At 52.7% G+C, this 22,443-nt stretch carries 17 protein-coding genes; 10 read left to right on the top strand and 7 right to left on the bottom strand.

Translation table 11 applies throughout. The features are described from left to right. Positions 1-6 precede the first annotated feature (6 nt). Together G482_RS19850 and G482_RS0115375 are read left to right on the top strand one after the other, a co-directional pair. Positions 7-2,811: a PAS domain S-box protein gene (locus G482_RS19850; RefSeq protein WP_051259095.1), complete on the top strand. Its 2,805-nt coding sequence runs from the start codon at positions 7-9 to the stop codon at positions 2,809-2,811. Between the two features lie 66 nt (positions 2,812-2,877). Continuing rightward, positions 2,878-4,467 carry a peptide chain release factor 3 gene (locus G482_RS0115375; protein ID WP_028450778.1) on the top strand — a complete coding sequence of 530 codons (1,590 nt, stop codon included), beginning with the start codon at positions 2,878-2,880 and terminating at the stop codon, positions 4,465-4,467. A 108-nt stretch (positions 4,468-4,575) separates the two neighbouring features. Here G482_RS0115375 and G482_RS0115380 read toward each other — a convergent pair whose 3' ends face one another. Further along, positions 4,576-5,835, bottom strand: a complete 1,260-nt coding sequence (locus tag G482_RS0115380) for a D-amino acid dehydrogenase (protein ID WP_028450779.1) — start codon at positions 5,833-5,835, stop codon at positions 4,576-4,578. Between the two features lie 230 nt (positions 5,836-6,065). On the opposite strand from G482_RS0115380, the gene G482_RS19855 reads away from it, so the two are divergent. From G482_RS19855 to G482_RS19060, 7 genes are all read left to right on the top strand, one after another. Further along, positions 6,066-7,919 (top strand): sensor histidine kinase, encoded by a 1,854-nt coding sequence (locus tag G482_RS19855; RefSeq protein ID WP_051259096.1) that lies wholly within the window; start codon positions 6,066-6,068, stop codon positions 7,917-7,919. A 94-nt stretch (positions 7,920-8,013) separates the two neighbouring features. Beyond that, complete coding sequence (gene recA / locus G482_RS0115395; protein ID WP_028450780.1) at positions 8,014-9,060, top strand: recombinase RecA; 1,047 nt, start codon at positions 8,014-8,016, stop codon at positions 9,058-9,060. Between the two features lie 94 nt (positions 9,061-9,154). Beyond that, positions 9,155-9,652, top strand: a complete 498-nt coding sequence (recX, locus tag G482_RS19055; RefSeq protein WP_034619856.1) for a recombination regulator RecX — start codon at positions 9,155-9,157, stop codon at positions 9,650-9,652. Between the two features lie 297 nt (positions 9,653-9,949). Beyond that, positions 9,950-12,568, top strand: a complete 2,619-nt coding sequence (alaS, locus tag G482_RS0115405) for an alanine--tRNA ligase (RefSeq protein ID WP_028450781.1) — start codon at positions 9,950-9,952, stop codon at positions 12,566-12,568. A 107-nt stretch (positions 12,569-12,675) separates the two neighbouring features. After that, on the top strand, positions 12,676-12,906 hold the full coding sequence (locus G482_RS0115410; protein ID WP_028450782.1) for a DUF1653 domain-containing protein: 231 nt from the start codon (positions 12,676-12,678) through the stop codon (positions 12,904-12,906). Positions 12,907-12,957: 51 nt separating this feature from the next. After that, positions 12,958-13,869 carry a DUF808 domain-containing protein gene (locus G482_RS0115415; protein WP_028450783.1) on the top strand — a complete coding sequence of 304 codons (912 nt, stop codon included), beginning with the start codon at positions 12,958-12,960 and terminating at the stop codon, positions 13,867-13,869. Positions 13,870-14,010: 141 nt separating this feature from the next. Continuing rightward, on the top strand, positions 14,011-14,610 hold the full coding sequence (locus G482_RS19060; RefSeq protein WP_051259097.1) for a metal-dependent hydrolase: 600 nt from the start codon (positions 14,011-14,013) through the stop codon (positions 14,608-14,610). Positions 14,611-14,632: 22 nt separating this feature from the next. Here the strand turns inward: G482_RS19060 and G482_RS0115425 are convergent, their stop codons facing one another. After that, positions 14,633-15,676 carry a GTPase gene (locus G482_RS0115425; protein ID WP_028450784.1) on the bottom strand — a complete coding sequence of 348 codons (1,044 nt, stop codon included), beginning with the start codon at positions 15,674-15,676 and terminating at the stop codon, positions 14,633-14,635. A 212-nt stretch (positions 15,677-15,888) separates the two neighbouring features. On the opposite strand from G482_RS0115425, the gene G482_RS20870 reads away from it, so the two are divergent. Then, complete coding sequence (locus G482_RS20870; RefSeq protein ID WP_276324785.1) at positions 15,889-16,020, top strand: hypothetical protein; 132 nt, start codon at positions 15,889-15,891, stop codon at positions 16,018-16,020. 87 nt (positions 16,021-16,107) lie between these two features. Here the strand turns inward: G482_RS20870 and G482_RS0115435 are convergent, their stop codons facing one another. From G482_RS0115435 to G482_RS19065, 5 genes are all read right to left on the bottom strand, one after another. Next, positions 16,108-16,695: a hypothetical protein gene (locus G482_RS0115435; RefSeq protein ID WP_034619857.1), complete on the bottom strand. Its 588-nt coding sequence runs from the start codon at positions 16,693-16,695 to the stop codon at positions 16,108-16,110. Between the two features lie 833 nt (positions 16,696-17,528). After that, positions 17,529-18,563 carry a hypothetical protein gene (locus G482_RS0115450; protein WP_156905421.1) on the bottom strand — a complete coding sequence of 345 codons (1,035 nt, stop codon included), beginning with the start codon at positions 18,561-18,563 and terminating at the stop codon, positions 17,529-17,531. Between the two features lie 599 nt (positions 18,564-19,162). Continuing rightward, the gene (locus G482_RS0115455) at positions 19,163-20,404 is read right to left on the bottom strand and encodes a DUF5677 domain-containing protein (protein ID WP_034619858.1); all 1,242 of its coding nucleotides are present in this window, start codon (positions 20,402-20,404) and stop codon (positions 19,163-19,165) included. A 278-nt stretch (positions 20,405-20,682) separates the two neighbouring features. Next, positions 20,683-21,429, bottom strand: coding sequence for a hypothetical protein (locus tag G482_RS0115465; protein ID WP_169721090.1), 747 nt, complete (start codon positions 21,427-21,429; stop codon positions 20,683-20,685). A 155-nt stretch (positions 21,430-21,584) separates the two neighbouring features. Continuing rightward, the gene (locus G482_RS19065; RefSeq protein WP_051259098.1) at positions 21,585-22,397 is read right to left on the bottom strand and encodes a WYL domain-containing protein; all 813 of its coding nucleotides are present in this window, start codon (positions 22,395-22,397) and stop codon (positions 21,585-21,587) included. Between the last annotated feature and the right edge of the window lie 46 nt (positions 22,398-22,443).

The raw sequence follows: 22,443 nt of genomic DNA on the forward strand, positions 1-22,443 counted from the left end.
GGGGTTATGGTCTTACTGGTGCTGCTGTCGCTGGCATGGATCACTGTTCGCGATTATCACCAGGCCTTAGCCGAAGCCCAACGCAGCGATCAATCATTGGCTCGGGCGCTGGATGAAAATGCCACCCGCGCCTTTGTGTCGGTCGAACAGGCGATGCAAAACATCGCCGAAGATCTGGATCGCCTCGGCGGCGTAACCCACGCCGACGAATACCTGATGCACCTTTCACTAAAAGACAAGGTGCGCCTCACACCGCAGATTCGCGGCATTATCACGATTGGCCCAGATGGCGTCATTCATAGCCACGGGCTGGAATACCCGGCGCGGCACATCAATCTCAGTGATCGGGCGTATTTCCACTACCACAGTCAAACCAATAGCACCGCCCCATTTATCAGCGAACCCATCCTGTCGCGTACCGATGGCAAATGGCTTATCGCCCTTACCCGCCGTATTAACACCCCGCAGGGCGAATTTGGCGGCGTATTGCTCTCGGGGATGGAACCCACCTATTTCCTGCGCTTTTACGAATCTCTCGATCTCGCCCCGGGCGTGACCATCAACCTGCTGCGCAGCGATGGCGTGGTGTTGGTGAACTATCCCTACGATGAAAGCCGCCTTGCGACCAATGTGCGCCAAAATGACACGCTCCTGTTCGAGCAGATGCGCTTGCGTCGGCATAGCTCCGAGCGCGTCCAGTTTGCCAATGGCCGCGAGCAGCTACTGACCTTTAATGTGAATCAGGCCGGTCTGCCGCTGATTATCACGGTAAGCCATGATCTAGACGTGATTCTGGCCCCATTCAAAGAACAAACCATCACCCGCATACTGGTGGCGATGGGGCTGATGGCCGTGGTGTCGCTGCTCTTGTATATCCTGCTACGGCAGATCCGCCACCTCGAACAAGTTGAGGGCCGGCTGTTTCTCACCCAGCACACGGTCGATGAATCGCCCGATCTCACGCTCTGGTGCGATCAAAGCGGGCTTATCCGCTATGCCAATAAAAGCATGGCCAGCCATTCGGGCTATAGCCGCCAAGAGCTCAATCATCAGCATTTTGTCGATCTCTTTACCGAGCTAACCGACCTGAATTGGCTGGATTACTGGCATGCGCTGCAGGAACAAAAGCAGCTCACGGTCGATACGCCACTGCAAACCAGCAATGGCGACAAACTGGCGATGGAGCTCACCCTCTCGCTGATCAAATATCAGCGTGAAGCCTACATCTGCTGCACGGCCCGCGATATTTCCGAGCGCCGGCAAGCCGAGCAGGAATTACGTCAGCACCGCGATCAGTTGCATGAAATGGTGCAAGAGCGCACGGCCGAGATCCGCACGGTGCTCGATGCCAGCCCGCTGGCGATTATGCTGACGATGAATGGCGTAGTGCGGCTCGTAAACCCGGCCTTTGAGCTGCTGTTTGGTTACGCCAGCAGCGATATTATCGGCACCGAAACTGGCCAACTCTTTAGCTCAGCCGACAAATACGACGAACTGCGCCAGCGCATCTGGTCACGCATAGCCACCGGCGGCGTGTTCCGGGGTGAAACCGAGCTGTACCGGCGCGATCACTCGCCATTCTGGGCCATGATCTATGCCAAAGCGCTGGTAGCGGGCGATATGAGCAAGGGCATGATTGCGGTGATTGAAGACATCACCTCGCAACGGATTGCCGCCCAGTCGCTGCGCCAATCCGAGCGTCTGAACCGGACAATTATTGACCAGACCGCGGATGGCTTCTTGCTGATTGATGCCGACCATCGCATCCGCGAGGTGAATCAGTCATTCACCCGCCTGCTGGGATATCAGCGCGAAGCGCTGATCGGGCTGAATCCGAAATCGATCTGGGGCGATACCTGTACCCAGTTCTTCCCGGACGACCTGATGGATCTTGCCTTGCAGGAACATACCACCAAGGATATCGAATTACTCGATCAGCATCACAAGATCCGCCCCTTCCTGATCAACAGCGGTGTGGTCTTGGATGAGCAGGAAAACATCGAATACGCCTACGCCTTCTTTACCGATATTGCACAGCTGAAAGAAATCGAGCGCCGGCTGGTCGATGCCAAAGAAGCGGCCGAAAACGCCAACTTGGCGAAATCGTCCTTCCTCGCCAATATGAGCCACGAGCTGCGCACACCGATGCATGCGATCTTGTCCTTCTCCGAAATGGGGCTGGCCAAAACCGGCAAACTCGATGGGCCGGAAACCAATCACCTAAACCGCTATTACGAGCGCATCAATGCCTCGGGCAAGCGGCTGCTGTTGCTGCTGAATGATCTGCTTGATATGTCGCGGCTGGAAGCCAACAAGATGAGCTACGACAAAGGCCAGCACAGCCTGCAGGTGATCACTCGCCAAGCTATTGCCGAAATGGGCTCGCTCATTGCCGGCAAACAGCTGCAGATCGACTTCCAGGAAGGCGAGCAAGAGCTGATTACCGTGTTTGATAAAGCGCGGATCACGCAGGTGATCGTGAATCTGCTCTCCAATGCGATCAAATTCAGCGCCAACCACAGCCGGATCGAAATTCAGACCCTACCGGTCGCCTTGCTCGACGATGGCAGCCCGGCCATCGGGCTGGAAGTGCGCGATCATGGCCCCGGAATTCCAGATAACGAACTGGAAACCATCTTCGATAAATTTATCCAGAGTAGCCGCGTGCGCCTCGGTGGCGGCACCGGCCTCGGGCTAGCGATCAGTCGGCAGATCATGCTTGATCACGGCGGCCATATTGCCGCCCGTAATCACCTGCAAGGCGGTGCGGTGTTTACCATCTTGCTGCCGATCACCCTGCCGACCGCCTAAGCGCCCTACCCGCCAACGCCGCTTGCGCGTACAATGGCGGGTTTTTCTGCCGTCCCTCTTTTGACTATGCCGGATATTCGCAGCGAAGTGGCGCGTCGTCGTACGTTTGCCATTATTTCCCACCCGGATGCGGGTAAAACCACCTTGACCGAAAAACTGCTGTATTTTTCGGGCACGATTCAGGCCGCCGGTACCGTCAAAGGCAAAAAAGGCGGCAAGTTCGCCACCTCCGACTGGATGGAAATAGAGAAACAGCGCGGCATTTCCGTGGCCTCTTCGGTCATGCAGTTCGATTACCGCGAGCACGTAGTCAATCTCCTAGACACCCCGGGTCACCAGGATTTCTCGGAAGATACCTATCGCGTACTCACCGCCGTGGATTCGGCGCTGATGGTGATTGATGCCGCCAAGGGTGTGGAAGCGCAAACGATCAAACTTTTGAACGTCTGCCGCATGCGCCATACGCCGATTATCACCTTCATGAATAAGTACGACCGTGAAGTGCGGGATAATCTAGAGCTACTGGACGAAGTAGAAAGCGTATTGGGCATTCGTTGCGCGCCCATCACCTGGCCGATCGGGATGGGCAAAACCTTCCGCGGCGTATACAGCATTTTGTCGGATGAAATTATCCTCTTCACCCCCGGTCAAGGCCCGCTGGATGAAGTGGAAATCATCAAAGGCATTGATAACCCACGCCTGGATGAGCTATTCCCACTCGAAATCGACCAAACCCGTATGGAGCTTGAGCTCGTGCGCGGTGCATCGCACCCGTTCGATCTGGAGGAATTCCTCGCCGGTACACTCACGCCGGTGTTCTTTGGCTCTGCCATTAATAACTTCGGTATTCGCGAGATTTTGAATGCGCTGGTCGATTGGGCCCCGCAACCGAGCGAATCGGAAACCATGCAGCGCGACGTGGCGCCTACCGAAGAAAAATTCTCGGCCTTTGTATTCAAAATTCAGGCCAATATGGACCCGAAACACCGCGACCGGATTGCGTTCTTGCGCGTGTGCTCGGGCGAATTTACCCGCGGGATGAAATTCAAACACTTGCGCCTCAACCGTGAAATCGCCGCCAACTCGGTGGTGACATTCATGGCGCAAGGCCGTGAGCAAGTCGAAGAAGCCTACGCCGGCGACATTATTGGCCTGCCTAATCACGGCAATATCCAGATTGGCGATTCATTCTCGGAAGGCGAACTGCTGACCTTCACCGGTATTCCGTTCTTCGCACCAGAAATGTTCCGAGTGGTGCGGATCAAAAACCCGCTGAAAATCAAACAGCTACAAAAAGGCTTGCAACAGCTGGGCGAAGAAGGCGCGGTACAGGTATTCAAGCCGCTCAACGGCGGCGATTTGATCCTGGGCGCGGTGGGTGTACTGCAGTTTGAAGTGGTTGCATCCCGCCTATTGAACGAATACGGCGTGGAAGCGATTTTTGAATCGTCGCCCATCTACACCGCTCGTTGGGTGAGCTGTGAAGACGCGAAAAAACTCGCCGACTTCGAGAAAAATCTGGTGAACAATCTGGCCCGCGATGCCGCCGATAGCCTGGCTTATCTGGCGACCAGCCGCGTGAATCTGGATCTGACCATGGAACGCTGGCCTGAGCTGAAATTCCACGCCACGCGTGAGCATGCGGTGAAGCTGTAACACATCGCAGCGAGCGCCCGCACCCAGTCAAAGGGGTATTGCCCGCCATGCTTTTTAATACAAGCCTTGGCGAGCAATACCCCTTTTGTTATTTCAAGCGCACCCCGCTCAAATCCCCCGCAGGAAGGGATAATCCACCTCAGGCACTCGCCCAGCGATCAAATCGCTAATCGCCTTGGCCGAGCCGCAACATTCCGTCCAGCCCAGCGTGCCGTGGCCGGTATTGAGCCACAAACTTGGATAACGGGTTTGGCCGATATAGGGCAGATTGCCCGGCGTCGCCGGCCGCAACCCCGTCCAGAATTCGGCGCGTGCGTAATCCATGCCCTCAGGGAAAATCTGGCTGGTTCGCTCAATCAGTGCCTTGCAGCGAATCGGATTAAGCTCCAGATTGTAGCCATTAAATTCGGCCGTACCGGCCACACGCAAATGGTCGCCCAGCCTTGAGAACACCAGCTTGTAGCCATCATCGGTCAGGCTCACAGTCGGCGCCTGGCTCGGATCAAGCACCGGGATCGTCGCCGAATAGCCCTTGGCAGGGTAAATATCCAGCGTAATCCCCAGCGGCGCCAAATGCAGCGGGCTGTAGCTACCGAGACAAACCACGATTTGATCCGCATTCAGCCGCTCGACGCCCTGTTCGGCGCTGCGTACCCGTACGGTTTGCACATCGTCGCCGATTTTCTCTAGCGCCTCGATGGCGCAGTCGTAGCGAAACTCTACGCCCAGCTCGTTACAGCGCGCCGCCAGCTCATTGGTAAACAGCCGTGCATCGCCTGATTCATCGCTTGGGGTATACGTGCCACCAACAATCGGATGGCGCGACTTGGCCAGCGCTGGCTCAATTGCCAAACACTCGGCGGCAGTTTTCACCTGCCGGTCTAGCCCTACTTCGCGCATCAGCGCCGCCGCCGGAATCGCTGCCGCGTATTCGGCCGGATCGGTGTAGTAATGCAAAATCCCTTCGGTGCGCTGCTTGTATTCCACCCCGGTTTGCGCCCGCAGGCTTTGCAAGGTATCGCGGCTATACAGGCCCAAGCGGACGAGATTTTGCAGATTGAATTTGGCTTTTTCGCGCGTGCACTGCTGCAAAAAACGCAGGCCCCAGCGCCATTGATTCCAATCCAGCTTGAGGCGGAACAACAGCGGCGCGTCTTCCTCGCCCAGCCATTGCAAGGTTTTCCACGGCGCTTTCGGATTGGCCCATGGCTCGGCGTGGCACACCGAGATTTGCCCGCCATTGGCATAGCTGGTTTCGCGCGCGGGCTCTTGCGCCCGCTCGATCACGGTGACCTGATGGCCATCCCGCGCCAGAAACCAGGCGGTGGTCACACCGATGACCCCGGCACCCAAAACAATCACTTTCATGGCGAGCCCCTGTTATGGTTTGTTTGCCCGCTATTATGCCGTGCGCGTGCAGTGATCCCCAGCGGATTTTCGGCGCAAGCTGCTACAAATCAAATCCCATGCGGGCAAGGCCCCAGATGGCGCGGCTGTGCAGATCAAGTTTGCGCCAGAACAAGACATGGTCTGAATAAATAAACTCGATTAGACTGCAAGGTATCTCTGTTAAGACCGTATGAATCGAGCATTCCGGCATGAATCTGTCTCTGCGTCCGGCGGTTATTCTGGCAATTTTGCTTGGGTTGTTGCTGCCCGCAACGCTCAATGGCTACCTGAGCATCCGCACCGAACTGCAACAAGCCGAAAACTATATGCAGCAAGACCACGAGCGGCTGGTGGATATTCTGGTGCTGGGCATGCAGGAGCCACTATGGAATCTGGCCCCCGAATCGGGCAAACCGCTGCTCGAATCGGTGATGAGTGATCAGCGCGTGGTGCGCATCGTGGTCAACGATGCCTCGCTGGGGATTTTTCTAAGTAGTGACAAACCCGAGCGCCGCAAAGGCCAGCTCTCGTCGCTCTCGCATCTGGTGAGCAAGCAAGGCAATGTGATCGGCAATGTCACGCTGGAGCTGGATGACGGTCTTGCCACCGAAAATATCCGCAACAAGCTGCGTCAGTATCTGGTGGCGGTGGTGCTACAGGTGGTGTTTAGCCTGGGCCTGATTCTCTTTTTGCTCAATTCCCGCGTCTTGCGCCCCTTGCAGCGGCTGACCAAACAGGCCGGCCAGCTGGCCAGCCACCAGCTTGATCAGCCGTTTTTATGGCAGCGCGAAGATGAAATCGGCCAGCTGGGTAGCGCGCTGGAGCGCAACCGCCTGGCACTGAAAGACATGATTGGCGCACTCGAACAAAAAAACCTGCAGCTCGAAGCCGATTTGATGAGCCGCCGGCAGATCGAATCCGCCCTGCGGGTGAGTGAAGATCGCATGCGCCGGCTGGTGGAATCCACCCGCCTGATCCCTTGGGATGCGCGCCCGGAAGAATGGCGCTTTACCTATGTAGGCCCGCAGGCCGAGCAATTACTGGGCTATCCGTTGTCGGAATGGTATAGCGAAGGCTTTTTAACCAGCTATCTGCACCCGGATGACCGGCATTTTGCCTATCCATTGTTTGCCGATGTGCATGAACCGGGGCAGATTTATGAATTTGAATGCCGGCTGCTGGCGGCCAGCGGCAAAGAAGTCTGGGTACAAATCAGCGCCAGCTGCGATCTAGACCCCAACGGCCTGCCGCATTTGCAGGGTTTTCTGTTTGATATTTCCAGCCGCCGCGCCAATGAAATTCAGCTGGAAAACTATCGCAATCACCTCGAAGAAGTGGTGGAAGAGCGCAGTCGTGAGCTTGCCACCACCAAGCATGAGCTGGAAATTCTGATCAATATTCTCACGCAGGATTTACGCACTCCGCTGCGCACGGTGGAAGGCTTTAATCAAGTCTTGCTGGAAGACTACCAAGATCAGCTCGATAACAATGCACGCAATTATCTGCAGCGGATACGCAGCAGCATCAGCAGCATGAGCAGCCGGATTGATGATTTGCTGATGCTGCAGCAATTCCTCGCCACCGAGATTCGCCCGCAAGAAATTAACCTGAGCTTAATGGCGCAAGACATCATGGATGAAATCACCATGCTGCAGCCAGATCGGGCTAAAGACATCAATATCAGCGAGGCCCTGAGCGCCGAAGCCGATCCCAAACTGATCCGCATCGCGCTCTACAATCTGCTGGAAAACGCGTGGAAATTCTCCCAGCATTGCGATGTCATTAAAATCACCTTCAGCCAGACCTTGGTCAATGGCCAGCGGGTGTTTTATGTGGCCGATGAAGGCGTCGGCTTTAATATGGCGCAGGCCAAGCAGCTCTTTACCCCGTTCTACCGCCTGCACTCGCAAAGCCAATACAGCGGCAACGGCATTGGCCTAACCGCCACCCAGCGGATTATCAGCCGTCATGGCGGGCGCATCTGGGCCAAATCCACCCCGAACGAAGGCACGATTTTCTACTTCACCTTGCCAAGTAGCCCCGAGATCTCGCTCAATTTCTAATTTGCTGCACGCAACAATTTTGCGCCAGCTATTGCAATACAGAACGATTGTTCTATAATCACTCCATCCAAACCTAATCGCGCAGGACATGACCATGGACGACAACAAAAGCAAGGCCCTCGCCGCCGCCCTAGCCCAAATCGAACGCCAGTTTGGTAAAGGCGCCATCATGAAAATGGGCGACAACCAGATTGAAAACGACTTGCAAGTCGTCTCTACCGGCTCACTGGGCCTGGATCTGGCGCTGGGTGTGGGTGGTTTGCCACGTGGCCGGATTGTCGAAATCTTCGGGCCAGAGTCTTCCGGTAAAACCACGCTGTGTCTGCATGTGGTGGCCGAAATTCAAAAACTGGGCGGTGTAGCCGCCTATATCGACGCAGAAAACGCGCTCGACCCAGTCTATGCCCAAAAACTGGGCGTGAACGTATCAGAAATGCTGATTTCCCAACCTGACACCGGTGAGCAAGCGCTGGAAATCGCTGACATGCTGGTGCGCTCAGGCGGTGTAGACATCATCGTGGTGGACTCTGTTGCCGCGCTGACGCCCAAAGCCGAGATCGAAGGCGAGATGGGTGATGTGCACGTGGGCCTGCAGGCCCGTCTGATGAGCCAGGCGCTGCGTAAACTCACTGGTAACATCAAACGCACCAACACCCTGGTGATCTTTATTAACCAGTTGCGCATGAAGATCGGCGCAATGATGCCAGGGCAAAGCCCGGAAACCACCACCGGTGGTAATGCGCTGAAGTTCTACGCCTCTGTGCGGCTGGATATCCGCCGGATTGGTGCGGTGAAAAAAGGCGAAGACATCATTGGTAACCAAACCAAAGTCAAAATCGCCAAAAACAAAGTTTCACCTCCATTCCGCGTGGTGACCTTTGACATCATGTATGGCGAAGGCATTTCCCGCGAAGGCGAGATCATCGAGCAAGGTGTGGCCAACAAGATCATCGATAAATCCGGTGCTTGGTACAGCTACAACGGCAACAAGATTGGTCAAGGCCTGGAAAACGCCCGCCAATTCCTGAAAGACAACCCTGAGCTTGCCGAAGAAATCGTGAATAAAGTCCGCGAGAAAATTGGCGGCGCACCGCTGCCGATCGAGATGGGCGGCGATCTGGATGGTGATTTGGGCGAATAAGCCCACCCCACAGCCCCCGCCCTGCGGGGGCTTTTTGTTGGCCCTGACAAACCAGCGCATACCTCACTCAATCCGCTCTCCAGCCTCTACCCAGATGAAACCACCGCTCAGTCTGCGCAATAAGGCGCTGCAATTTTTAAGCAAACGCGAATACTCGCGCGCCGAGCTTGCCGGCAAGCTACGCCTACAGCTCGACCCCGAGCAGCTAGAAGCCCAACAGGCCGAGCTGCAGCAGATTTTGGATGATTTCGAGCAAAGGGGTTGGCTCTCGGATGAGCGCTTTGCAGAGCAATGGACGCATTTTCGCAGCCAGCGCTATGGTCCCGGGCGACTCAAGCAAGAATTACGGCAAAAAGGCGTGGCCAGCGTGCTGATTGAGCAGAGTCTGGAGCAAGTAGCTGATCAGGAAGAAGCCACCGCACGCCGCCTGTGGCAGAAAAAATTTGGCCAGCCGCCGCAAGATGCCAAAGAGCGCGCCAAGCAACTGCGCTTTTTAGCCAGCCGCGGCTTTAGCACCGGTGTGATTTACAAAGTGGTACAGGGCGGCGGGATGGATGAGGACGACATGGACTTCGCACCCGACTTTGATTGATACCCAGTCAGGTATAAGCTTCAGATCATTAATTTAATTAAGCTACAGCCATATACCCCAACCTCAATCATCAGGCAGCGCCTACTTGCGCAATAGCGCAGCCTAAAGCCCGCTCAATCTCGCAGCGCAAGCACGGCGCCCTCACCCCGCGGGCTGGCGCAAAGCCCCAACAGCAACGCCACCGCAGGTATCCGCGCCAAAGACCAGCACAGTCTGGGCTGTTACCCTACCCGCCCGCCGCGCTTTGCTTTAAAATCGATGGTCTTGAATTTAAACCGTGCCCGTGTGTAACGTCTTATGAAATCTTCCCAGATTCGCCAGAAGTTCCTGGACTTTTTTGCCAGCAAGAGCCATCAGGTGGTGGCTTCCTCATCGCTGATTCCGGCCAATGATCCGACCATCCTGTTTACCAACGCCGGGATGAACCAGTTCAAGGATGTGTTTCTGGGCTTTGATAAGCGCCCATACACCCGCGCCACCAGCAGCCAGAAATGCGTGCGCGCTGGCGGTAAGCACAATGACCTGGAAAACGTCGGCTACACCGCGCGTCACCACACTTTCTTTGAAATGCTGGGTAATTTCTCGTTTGGCGATTACTTCAAACGCGAAGCCATTTTGTACGCCTGGGAATTTCTGACTTCGCCCGAGTGGCTGGCCATTCCAAAAGAAAAGCTGATGGTCACCGTCTACGCCACGGACGACGAAGCGTATGACATCTGGCACAAAGAAGTCGGCGTACCGGCGGAAAAGATCGTGCGCATCGGCGACAATAAAGGCGCGCCTTACGCTTCGGATAACTTCTGGCAAATGGGCGATACCGGCCCATGTGGCCCATGTACCGAAATTTTCTACGATCACGGCCCACAACACTGGGGTGGCCCTCCAGGATCGCCGGAAGAAGACGGCGACCGCTTCATCGAAATCTGGAATAACGTATTTATGCAGTTCAACCGCGACGAAGCGGGCGTGCTGCATCCACTGCCCAAACCATCGGTTGACACCGGTATGGGTCTGGAGCGGATTTCGGCCGTGATGCAAGGCGTGCATGCTAACTACGAAATCGATTTGTTCCAGCACTTACTGGCTGCGGCGCAACGCGAAACTGGCGCCACGGATGCCAATTCGCCTTCGCTGAAAGTGATTGCCGACCATATTCGCTCGTGTGCTTTCCTGATCGCCGATGGTGCGCTGCCAAGTAATGACGGCCGTGGCTATGTATTGCGCCGGATCATCCGTCGCGCCATCCGTCACGGTTACAAACTGGGCCAGAAAGGCTATTTCTTCCATAAACTGGTGGCCCCACTGGCCGAGATTATGGGCGACGCCTACCCTGAGCTGCGCCAGCGCAAAGAGCACATCATTGATGCGCTGAAAACCGAAGAAGAAATCTTCGGCCGCACGCTGGAAAACGGCATGACCCTGCTCGACACGGTACTGGCCGGCGGCAAGCAAGTGCTCGATGGCGATGTGGCATTCAAGCTGTCTGATACCTATGGTTTCCCGATCGATCTGACTGCTGACGTATGCCGCGAGCGCAATGTCACTGTTGATATCGCGGGCTTTGAAGCGGCGCTTGAAGCGCAGCGCAAGCAATCTAAAGCTGCGGGCCAATTCAAAATGGCCGCTGGTTTGGCTTACGAAGGCGAAGCGTCGTGCTTCCACGGCTACACCGAAGCGAGCCGTGCCGCCAAAGTGGTGGCGCTATACAAAGGTAATGAGCCGGTAGATAGCCTCGCCGATGGCGACGAAGGCGTGATCGTACTGGATCACACCCCGTTCTACGCCGAATCAGGGGGTCAGGCCGGTGATACCGGTGTGATCGCCGGCGCGGGCGTGTTTAACGTCACCGACACCCAAAAAATCAAAGCCGATGTATTTGGCCATCAGGGCGTGTTGATCAGCGGCAGCCTGAAAGTGGGCGATGCGGTCACGGCCAGCATCGACATTGCCAAGCGCCAAGCCAGCCAGCGCAACCACAGTGCCACGCACTTGCTGCACGCCGCTTTGCGCGAAGTGCTGGGTAGCCACGTAGAGCAAAAAGGCTCGCTGGTTACTCACGAGCGCACCCGTTTTGACTTCTCGCACCCCAAAGCGCTGACCGCCGAAGAGCTGAGCAAAGTCGAAAGCCTGGTGAATCACGTGATCATGGCCAATGAAGAAGCCGTGGCCAAGCTGATGAGCTACGACGACGCGATCAAATCCGGCGCGATGGCGCTGTTTGGCGAAAAATACGGCGATGAAGTGCGCGTATTGAAAATGGGCGACTTCTCAACCGAGCTGTGTGGTGGTACGCACGTCGGCCGCACTGGTGATATCGGCCTCTTCAAGATCGTATCGGAAGGTGGCGTGGCTGCGGGCGTCCGCCGGGTCGAAGCCATTACCGGCGTCGCGGCGCTGGCCGCTGTGCAAGCGCAAGATGCCGAGCTTAAAGCCGCCGCCAGCCTGACTGGCGCCCAAGGTGGCGAGCTGATCAGCAAGCTGGAAAAACTGCAAGCTGATCTCAAAGCCGCGCAAAAAGAAGTGACGGCGCTGAAAGGCCAGATGGCCTTCACGCAGCTTGATCAGCTGATTGGCGTAGGCCTGCGCACCATCGGTGGCGTGAAATGCATCGGCAGCGTGGTGGAAGGCGTAGAAGCCGGCATGCTGCGCGAGATGAGCGACAAGCTGATGGATCGCTTGCAAAGCGGTATCGCGCTGCTGGCCTGCGTGAACGACGGTAAAGTAAGCCTGATCGCACGCGTTTCCAAAGATCTGACTGGCCAAGTGAAAGCAGGCGAGCTGGTGAATGTAGCCGCGCAAGTGGTGGGTGGTAAAGGTGGCGGCCGCCCAGACATGGCCCAAGCCGGTGGCCCGGACACCGACAAAGTCGGCGACGCGCTGCAAGCCGCCGCCAGCTGGCTGGAAGGCAAGCTGTAAACGCAATACACAGCACATGGCCACCTGCGGGTGGCCATTTTTTTGCCCGAGATTTATAGGGTATAGCCCTACAAGCCAATCCTATCAATATTTAGCGAGATATACCCATGAGCGATATGCCAAAACCTGATTTTACCCCCGGCCTTTACCGCCATTACAAAGGCAACCTGTATCGCGCGCTCGACATCGCCCGTCATTCCGAAACCGATGAATGGCTAGTGATCTATCAGCCGCAGTATGGCGAGCGGGGCTGGTGGGCGCGACCGCTGGCGATGTTTCTGGAAGACGTCATCATTGATGGCCAAGCCCAGCCGCGATTTGCCAAAGTGGACGAGTAACGGCACACTGCCAAACTTAATAAAAATTAATCTGCACGGAGAGGAAACATCATGGCTGGAGCCAGTTTACTGACGCTGTTGGACGATATCGCCACCATTTTGGATGACGTCGCAGTCATGACCAAAGTGGCCGCCAAGAAAACCGCCGGGGTCCTGGGCGACGATCTAGCGCTCAATGCCGAGCAAGTCAACGGTGTGCGCGCCGAGCGCGAATTGCCAGTGGTCTGGGCGGTGGCCGTGGGCTCGCTGAAAAACAAAATCATCCTGGTACCGGCCGCACTGTTGATCAGCGCCTTCGCGCCATGGGCGGTGATTCCGCTCTTGATGATCGGCGGGCTGTATCTGTGTTTTGAAGGGGTGGAAAAGCTCGCGCATAAATTCTTGCCGCATGATGAAGCCGCGGACAGCGCCGAACACGATAGCCATCTGCAAGCCCTGGCCGATGGCAGCGTTGATCTGGCCGCGCTGGAAAAAGAAAAAATCAAAGGCGCGATCCGCACCGATTTTGTGCTCTCGGCAGAGATTATTGTCATTGCGCTGGGTACCGTCGCCGGCCAGCCCATGACGACCCAGTTTGCCGTACTGGCCGGCATTGGCCTGATTATGACCGTGGGGGTGTATGGGCTGGTGGCCGGGATTGTGAAGCTGGATGACATCGGCTTCTGGCTGCAAAAACAGGATCGCCCCGTGGCACAGCTATTGGGCAGCGGCTTTGTGGCCACCGCGCCCAAGCTGATGAAGCTATTGACCATCGTCGGCACCGCCGCGATGTTCCTCGTGGGGGGCGGGATTTTGGTGCACGGTATTCCGCAGCTGCATCACGGGCTGGAACACCTAGCCGCCGAAAGCGGCAATTTGCTTGGCGCCGTAGTGCCTAGCATTGGCAATCTGCTCGTCGGTGTGATTGCTGGCGCGGTAGCGCTGGTTGTCGTCACCCTCGTAGGTAAACTGCGCGGCCGCTAAAGCTCGCGCAGCGCCAAGGAAAAAAACCGCCGGCAACGGCGGTTTTTTTATGGCGTTTTGGCGCGTTTGAGCTGACAAACGGTCAAAAATCAGCTAACCTCGCTGCCCCGCCGCCGCCGTTTAGATTTAGCGCCCGCCATCATGATCGCCAAAACCCATATTGCCTTTGCTTCGCTGCTGATGGTTGGCTGCAGTGTGGGGATTTTAGGGCGTATGCCGCATATTTATGAAGTGGCCATCGCCGGTGCGGCCGGGCTATTGCCCGATCTGGATCACCCCAAATCCACCTTAGGGCGGATTGTGCCGTATATCTCGATACCGCTGGCCAAGTTGTTTGGCCATCGCGGCATTACCCATTCGCTATTAATGGTGGGGCTGGTGATCTGGTTTTTACTCACTCATCCGGGTGAGCGCGAATGGCCGGTATTGCCGCTGGTGATCGGCTATTTGTCGCATATTCTGGGGGATTTGCTCACGCCCTCGGGGGTGCCGCTGCTGTGGCCGGTGCGCAAGAAATTCAGCCTTAATCTCTTTAAAGCCAATGGCCCGATGGAAAACCTGATTTTCCTCGCCTGCTGGGCGGGCGTGCTGTATTTCATCTGGGTGGCCATGCACCGCCCCGGCGAAACCTGGCTGCGCCCGCTGCGCGAAAGCCTGTGTCAATGGGGGCAAGCGCAGGTGATCTACAGCAGCGGCCGGCTGGCCGAATGGGTAGTCACCCTGGTGCGCGCCCTCGCCTAGCCACACAGATTACCAGCCTGCCTCACACCCCGGTTTTTACAAACTTCATCACCGTGGCCGCATCCAGCTGACGAGCTTGTTGCTGAATCTGCGGTAAATACTGCGCCTGCAGCTGTTTGGCTGGCCCCAGTAGCTGGTTAAAGGTGTCTTTGAGCACCACCATCTGCATTTGCCGCCCACCGGCGTAATAGCGCTTGGCCAACTGCCCCAGCGCGTAAGTGGTGGCAAATGACATCGCCACGCCCGTGGCCGCACCACCGATTTTGCCGGCGGTTTTGCCCACGTATTTCCCCAGCAGCCCGCCCAGTAATTTGCGGCCAAATTGCTCGACATATTGCGAGGTGAGCCCCACCCCAGCCGCGGCCAAAAACTCGCGCACATGGCCCTGATCTAGCTCTACGCCATAGGCATTGCCCACGCTGTGCACTAGCTTAAGCTGCAGCGGCACAATCGCCATGGTGGCCCAGGATTGCGGCAAGAGTTCCAGCGCCCCGCACACAATCGCAAAGCGCAGCACGCTTTGATCAAGCTGCTGTGCCGCCGCCTCGGGCAAGACAATCAGGCCGGTCGGATCTGGGCGTGCCACTGGGCTGATGCCTGCGGCCGGGTTGAGCGTTGCTGCAGCAGTCGCAGCGCCCATTCCGGCCCCCATTCCGGCGCCCATCGCCGCCGCTGGCGCTGCGGCTGGGGCGCTATCGTAGCCAAACCAGGCATTGGCCTCTGCCTCGATCTGGCTGGCCTCGTGTTTGAGCTGTAGCGCCTCGCGCAATTGCAGCAAAAAATCCGCCTCCGCCGCCGTTTGCCGCCCATCGGCATCGACCACACACACCGCCATTTCATACGCCAATTGGCGCAGCGGCCCTGCCGATAAGGCGGCTACGGCATCGCTGAAGGTATAGCGCGCCAGCAAGACATCTTGATACAGCCGCGGCAAATCGATCCCCTGCGAGCCTAGATTAGCTGCAATGCCCTTAATCGCATCGCGCTCGCGATGATCTTTATCCCCATCGCAAAACGCGGCCAGCAAAGTAATCGCCAGGATGGCTTGTTGTTCGGTGGCTGTCATCGCAAAGTTCCGCACAAAATCAATGCGACCAGTACAGGGGCTGAGGGTTCCCTATCTGCTAAACGGGTGAGACTTCACTCTGCCGCCGCATAGCCACTGGCTGAGGAGTAGCCAGATTTTTACGCGTTTTATATTTCGCCCGCTGCAGAATTGACAGCATTTTAAGCCCCCGCCCCGTAGGCTATAGCGACTATCTTTTGCGCGGAGGTCGCATGAACGACATTCAACTATTAATCGCCCTGCTGGTAGCCGTCATCTTTTTCCCCTTGCTGATCTTGCCGATCAGCGCGGTGGTGGATTGGCTGCAGCACAGCAAAGCAGCGCGCAAGCGCTATGTGCCGTGATGTGAAGTGGCCGTGTGGTGGGCTGCGGTACAGTCTGTAAACTAAAGCAGCCGATCAACTTCAAATCGGATATGGGCTACAAGCTGCTTATTCGGCAAGCATAACAGCTACTTCTGCCTTACCTTGTCGCGCTAAATATGCTGTCAACTGTTCTACAAAAGGAAAAAGCATATTATTGAATTTGCGGCGGCGTATTTTAAGCACGCCTAATGTATCGGTCTGAATTTCTTTTTTAAGGCGCATATCAATCACTTGAACAGCACGCCCCATGCCATTTGGCGCGACCTCAGACAAATGCAAAGTACAATATCCAGTGGGCCTTGTGGTGATATAGGCAGAGAGGCCATCAATTTTAAATCCACTCTGCCCACCTTCATTTTCGCCGGACTGAGCCGAGAATTCGTAGAGATATTTCCAGACTAAGATATCGCGGTAAGTATCTAAGTATTGCACAACGCCTTGCAATTTAAGCAACATCATATCTGCAGTATCGCGCACCAAGACTCGATCTTCGGGTATCTTCTCCAAGCCTTTTGCGTAATTAATCCCCAAAGTGCTGCGGAATAATTTAGCCGAGCCAGTCACAAAATCATCACAATCTAGACAGCACAATGAAGGGCGATCAATCTCTAATTCAATCCGCTCCTGCTCACTCTGCATTACAAATTTGAACATACACCACACCTCTGGGTAGACCGATTGCTGATCAACGATTTATTAGCAATTTGTTCACGCGATGAAATGATAGTGTGCAATAAACTGCATACCGCATCGATGTTTTTTATGCCTATGTTGCGTATGAAAATCAAAAACTTGATGCGCTAGTATGGCCTGCTGGCGCAGGGGGTGAACCGGCGGTTTCGCCCGCCGGACGAGCAAGGCGTGACGGAGCTTGGCGCTTTAGCGCCTAGCGAAGGCCGTGCCCTTAGGCCAGTCGGTCTTGCTCCGCCCCTTGCAACCCTAACGCGCCCGATCACCGCGAAACCCGTCCATCCAGCGCTTGGCAAGGCGCCGCAAAACTCGCTGCGCGCTAGCGTCGCGCAGCTCAAACAGGTTGCGGCTTAAAACCTTGCCAACCGCTTCCCGAACGGCGCGGCTCCACGGGCGACTTGTGCTAACGACCGTAGGGGTATATTCATCAAAGGCATAAAAAGAAAGGCTTGCAGCACAATACTGCCGCCAGTATTTACCGCACTGGTGAAGCTGGGGCTTGGTTTCCCGTGTAGCGAAAACCGCAGCAAGGAGGGAGACAAACGGCCTTTTGTTTGGCTCACGACGACGCAAGGGCAGCGCGGAGCGCTTTGAGCCCGGGTCGCCTTTGGGGTGAAGGGGTATTTGGCGAAGCAAATACCCCTTCCCGTCTGCGCGGCGGAACGCGCATTGAAACATCGCGGCAACGGCGCATAAAACAAAACCGCCAGAATCTATCCAGCGGTTTGTATTAAATAGGTAGGATGCATTCACCACGAAGCGACAACACACCAAATATGTGCATACGGCGCCACAGGTTAAAAAGAGACTCCAACTCTATATGTAACATATGCCAAGCTGGCGGTAACTAATATGAGTGCAGTCATCCCAATAAAGGCCTGCCTATCGAACAAAGGCGGCGGATTTTCTTTATAGTGGCTTTGAATCCTTTCCTTGACAAAACCATCGACAATATTGACAAATTGCCGCGCACCACCAAAATGATCCACACTCTCATTCATCACAATATCGCGAGCTGCATCGCCCAAAGGCACTGCAGCATATGCATGACGAGCGCAGACAACTTTTAAAGCGTCTAAAAAAACATAATAAAGATGCTCGAGTGCTTTATCACTTACCAATTCTTCCTGATGAAAATCCATTACTTTTTTACAAAAGCCTTCAAGAGACTCAACCCAACCCAGTTCAAAGTGAGCATTAATTCTATGAATCAAGACAATCTCATCCGGCGGCAGGTCTCTGCTACAAGCTTCAAAATAAACACCCTTCTTTAGATTTGAATCGCCATCAAAAACAAGTGAAATATAATCATCAGCCTGAAGCAAGCGTTTTCGAGCTTTAACCCTGCTTGAAAGCTCATGAAAAAATCCAAACACTAGAAACAACAAAACCAAACAGCAAATTGCTACAGCCGAGACATCAATTGGTCTAAAAAAGGCAGAATACCCCACACGTTCGCCACCATCTCGGTAATCCACCGATGCCACATCACTTATTCGCCCTAGAACTTTTGGATTAGCCATTTCTCCATCTAAGACAACAGTAAAATCAACTTTATCGCCAGGATTTAACAAACCATGATTAACAGATACATCACCTGCCCCAGCAACAACATCTGCTATTAAGTTCTCAGGGGCTTTAGCATCAACCTGAGCATCAATAACTTTTGCACCTTTAAATACAACCGTAACCGGCTTTTCAATATCACTTTTTTGAACAGGAATTTGGCCAGTATTTTGCAGGGACAAGTTAATCACCCAAGGGTTATTAACTTGCACCCCATCAAACAACACCTTAAGATCACCTTCTCGTTTTACAGCACCAGAAAACAACCTTTGCTTCGACTGCTCAACAATAGCCAGCGATTTTTCTTTTGCCTACCAAAAACTAATATAAGAGGGAACGAGAATAGAACAAACACCAATCAATATTGTAGCTATATTAAATATGGTTTTATTTTCCACCACGCCCGCCTTTGTTAAAAATAAACAACAGCAAAAATCAATAAAAAAACAACCTCAATTCTTCTTGAGCAGCAAACGACACATAATCCCGCATTCACTCTATTTAAAAATCAACAATCTATACAAGGCAACGACAATCACAACCAATTTGGTTCGACAGATTAACTTGCACAATTCCAGAAGAACGACACATATGCTTACATTTCAGATTTTGGTCGGTACGAGCAGTAGCGCTCATTACTCGCAGTCACTGCGCTGAAGATCCGTGTAGAATCTAATGGATACAGATTAGTCGCCTCTGCCTATCATTCTCCATTTCGCCAAAACTCCCACTGATGCGTAATAAGCGCGAAATCCAATAAATCGCGATTCGATGGCGAAATACCTAGAATACCAAAACTACTATCCGACATATCATCGTGAGCTAGAGCGCTCATGTTAAAGCTAGAATACGTAGAGGAAACGAGTCACGTGGTACGAATTTTCTTAAGTGCTTTCTCTTCTTTTAGAAGCGCATTAGCCGATCTGTGCAATGCAGCTTCCGCAGCATCCCGTAAACGAACAACGGATTCTAAGACAGCAATTTGATCTAAATTAGTTGAGCTCCCAGCATATAGGCTAGTAATGAGTGTAAGTGATTGCGCAGTGCGTCCACCTGGATCTTCTAATCCGGCATTACTTCTACCTGTAAGCAAAAGTTCTCGATCTCCAGCGGTGCTTAAATTAAAAAACAAACTACGTGCGCTGGCATGGACTCCAAATGAAGCCAGTTTATAGTAACTGTTCATTCCTGCATGCTCTGCTCTGGTTTGAAGATCTTTGAAAGTAGGTTTTTTTAGATTCAAATGATTCGCAGCCCATCCATATGGGTGAGCAAATGTAGAGCCAAATCTATCTAAAACAGCTTGGTATTCCTGATCAATTACCTTTCGTGCTCGTTTACCAATCGGAGTTGCTCCAAGAATTACTTGAGTCATCTCGTACTCATCGGCTTGACGTTTCACCTCTACAGCATCATGAAGAATATAGCGTTCGGCTAAATCTTCATCACCATTCGCGATTATTGTCGCAACTACAGATAGTTCATGAATGGTTCTCCAGCGAGCCATAGCGCCATCGGCAAAGCCATTTTCCATGAGGCAAATAATTTCGTCTGCTACTTGGCAAGCGCGCGCATGTAATCGAACAAGTACCCAGCGACGCATCGCATGTCGTTTTGATTTTGACTTGTTATGACGCTTAAGAGTCTGACTACCTACTTCACGACAACAAGTTAGTAGCATACGAAGATAATTGAGTCCGTTACCCCAACGCTCTTCTAAGTCCTCTTTAAATACTTGCAATTCATATTGCTGGGCTAGCTGCTCACCACCCCATTTTCTTTTAATATTATTGAATAAGATATCACTTGTTTTATCAAGTGCAATACGAACTGCTTTTGGGATCGCCTCTAAGGCCTTATTGATTGCATCCTCAATCTCAAGTTTATCTTCCTCCGTAAATGTCAATGTAAAACCATGAATGGAATCATCTAAACCATCATCCCATATAAAGTTATCACTTTTACCAGCCAAGAGATGATCAGCAAATGCATCTAATGCATCTGAGGGGAGATCAATTTTGTGCTCTTCAAGTTTACGAATCAAAAGCTTACGAAATATAATTTTAGGCAAAGAATCAATCGCACTTTGCAAAGTCTTTTCAATCAACTGTTAACCACCACTCTTTGTATTAACACCATCAACATAGCACAATTAATTACAGGCAACGTCTCGGCCAATAATTACTTTTCACAAAAAATCAACCCGCAGGATTAACTAATTCAAGAACCAACAATTTAACCACTCAACCAAGAAGAGGCTCATTAAGGATGCAAACCATCATTTACACTTATGCAGAACCTAAATTCAAAAAAAAGAACAATATCAACCTAAAATTGCGCAAACAAGCCCAAAAGCTCTAATCTCTTTAAAAAAACATAACCAACCTACTTCCTTTTACGGTTCCTTTCCTTCCTTAGCATAGACTTCTCCTTTCTAACTTGCTCATTCCAAATATGAGCCCCTACTACCATGTCTTTATATAACCCTGGGCTCTGGGGTAAGCTTTGAAAAATAGAAAGGAGAGCAGGAGAAACTTCCATTCTTTGCTCGGTCAAAATATAAGTAATTTGCTTGGCCCCGAAAAAAAATGCGATAGCAGCAAACAATATTGACAATTGAACCCAGAGAGACTGCAATCCACTTATCTGTCCTGCCAAGATATACGACAAAAGCCAAGCAGAGAACCCATATATAAAAAGTTGGATACTTGCATAACCCAGCGCTATATATTTTGGAAGCCTTCTATTTGCTATTTTTATTCCTGCACTTTGTTTGGTCTCCAATAAGGCTGTAGCGAGAAAAGGAAGTCCTGAACTAGCAATGTCGATATTAGATAAACTATATGAGGCCGGTGAATTCATAAACAGAACCAGCAACGTAACCCCAACAATAACATTAACAATCAATTCATTTTTGATTTTTTCGTGAAACCTGATCATATATTTTGAGTTATTCCCCATCATACTCATAAAAAAATCATAGAGGAATAATATGGCCACCAACCAAAAAATAGACATATACGTGGTAACAATAAACGAGGAAAATGGCCCTCCATTATTATTGGCAATTAACTCAAAAACAAAAATCGAACCAACCAATGCATATATAATGTATTTAACCACAGCACTCACCAATCGTTATTTTCAATTAGAGCCGACATTCCACATCTACAGTAACGCAAAATTTAAATAACCATATATCACCGAACTTTAAAAAACTTTCACAAAAATTTACTTTTATGCATTGACATAGCACTAGGAGCAAATCTTGACATCAAGATTTGCTCCTAACTCAAAGTAGCCACAATTAGCTGCTGTGCCGCTGGATTGCCCTCATAATCCCGCACGAACTTGGAATTCAAGTAAAACAACATGGATTTTCTAATTTTCAGGGTTAACTTCAGCGTGTCATGTGGGATTTGATATTCTGTTGCAATGGCCTTACGTTGCTCCAACGCAAGACTTGGATTTGGCATAACCACTACATATACCTGAGTATGCCAATCAAGGTCATCTTCTTGATGCACCTCAGAGCCCTTGCTAGATCCAGTTTCAAGAACACGTCCAAGCACAAAATCTCTAAATTCATTGTGCGTATGACAGAAGGCTCGCACATGCCAGCGCTCACCATCTGAAGCAAATGCATGGGGAGAAAGCCAACGCCACGCAGGTTGCTTACCACTCATGGACTGATATCTAACTTCAATCATCCGCCTCTCCCTGACTGCAGAAACCATTACCTGCAATACCGATGGTGCAGCTTTACGAATAGGTAGCGGCCAGGTATCAATGGGTACCGATATAGAGGGCAGTCCCATAAATTCGTCCAGTGTGGCAGGGAAAATCACTTGTGGTTTGAAACCGGGCATCGGGACATATCGGCGGATAGAACTCTTGTACTCCATAGAATTCGGAAATTGCTCCATATAAGCTCGGAAATCTTTTGCTGCCTGGATTGGATTTATTCCAAATTCATCGATCAAATCTGCGCGCTTTAACTCACCACGCCAAAATAAACAGCGCTCGATATGCTGCATGCGTTTAAGTACTGTCGGTGACCACTCTTTTACTGTTTGTAGGTTTGTATTTTCATTCGTCATTTTTGGCAACCCTTTACTTCCTGCGACTAATATCCCGCGGCACTGA

This window comes from Chitinibacter tainanensis DSM 15459 (genome assembly GCF_000429785.1).
Lineage (GTDB): Bacteria > Pseudomonadota > Gammaproteobacteria > Burkholderiales > Chitinibacteraceae > Chitinibacter > Chitinibacter tainanensis.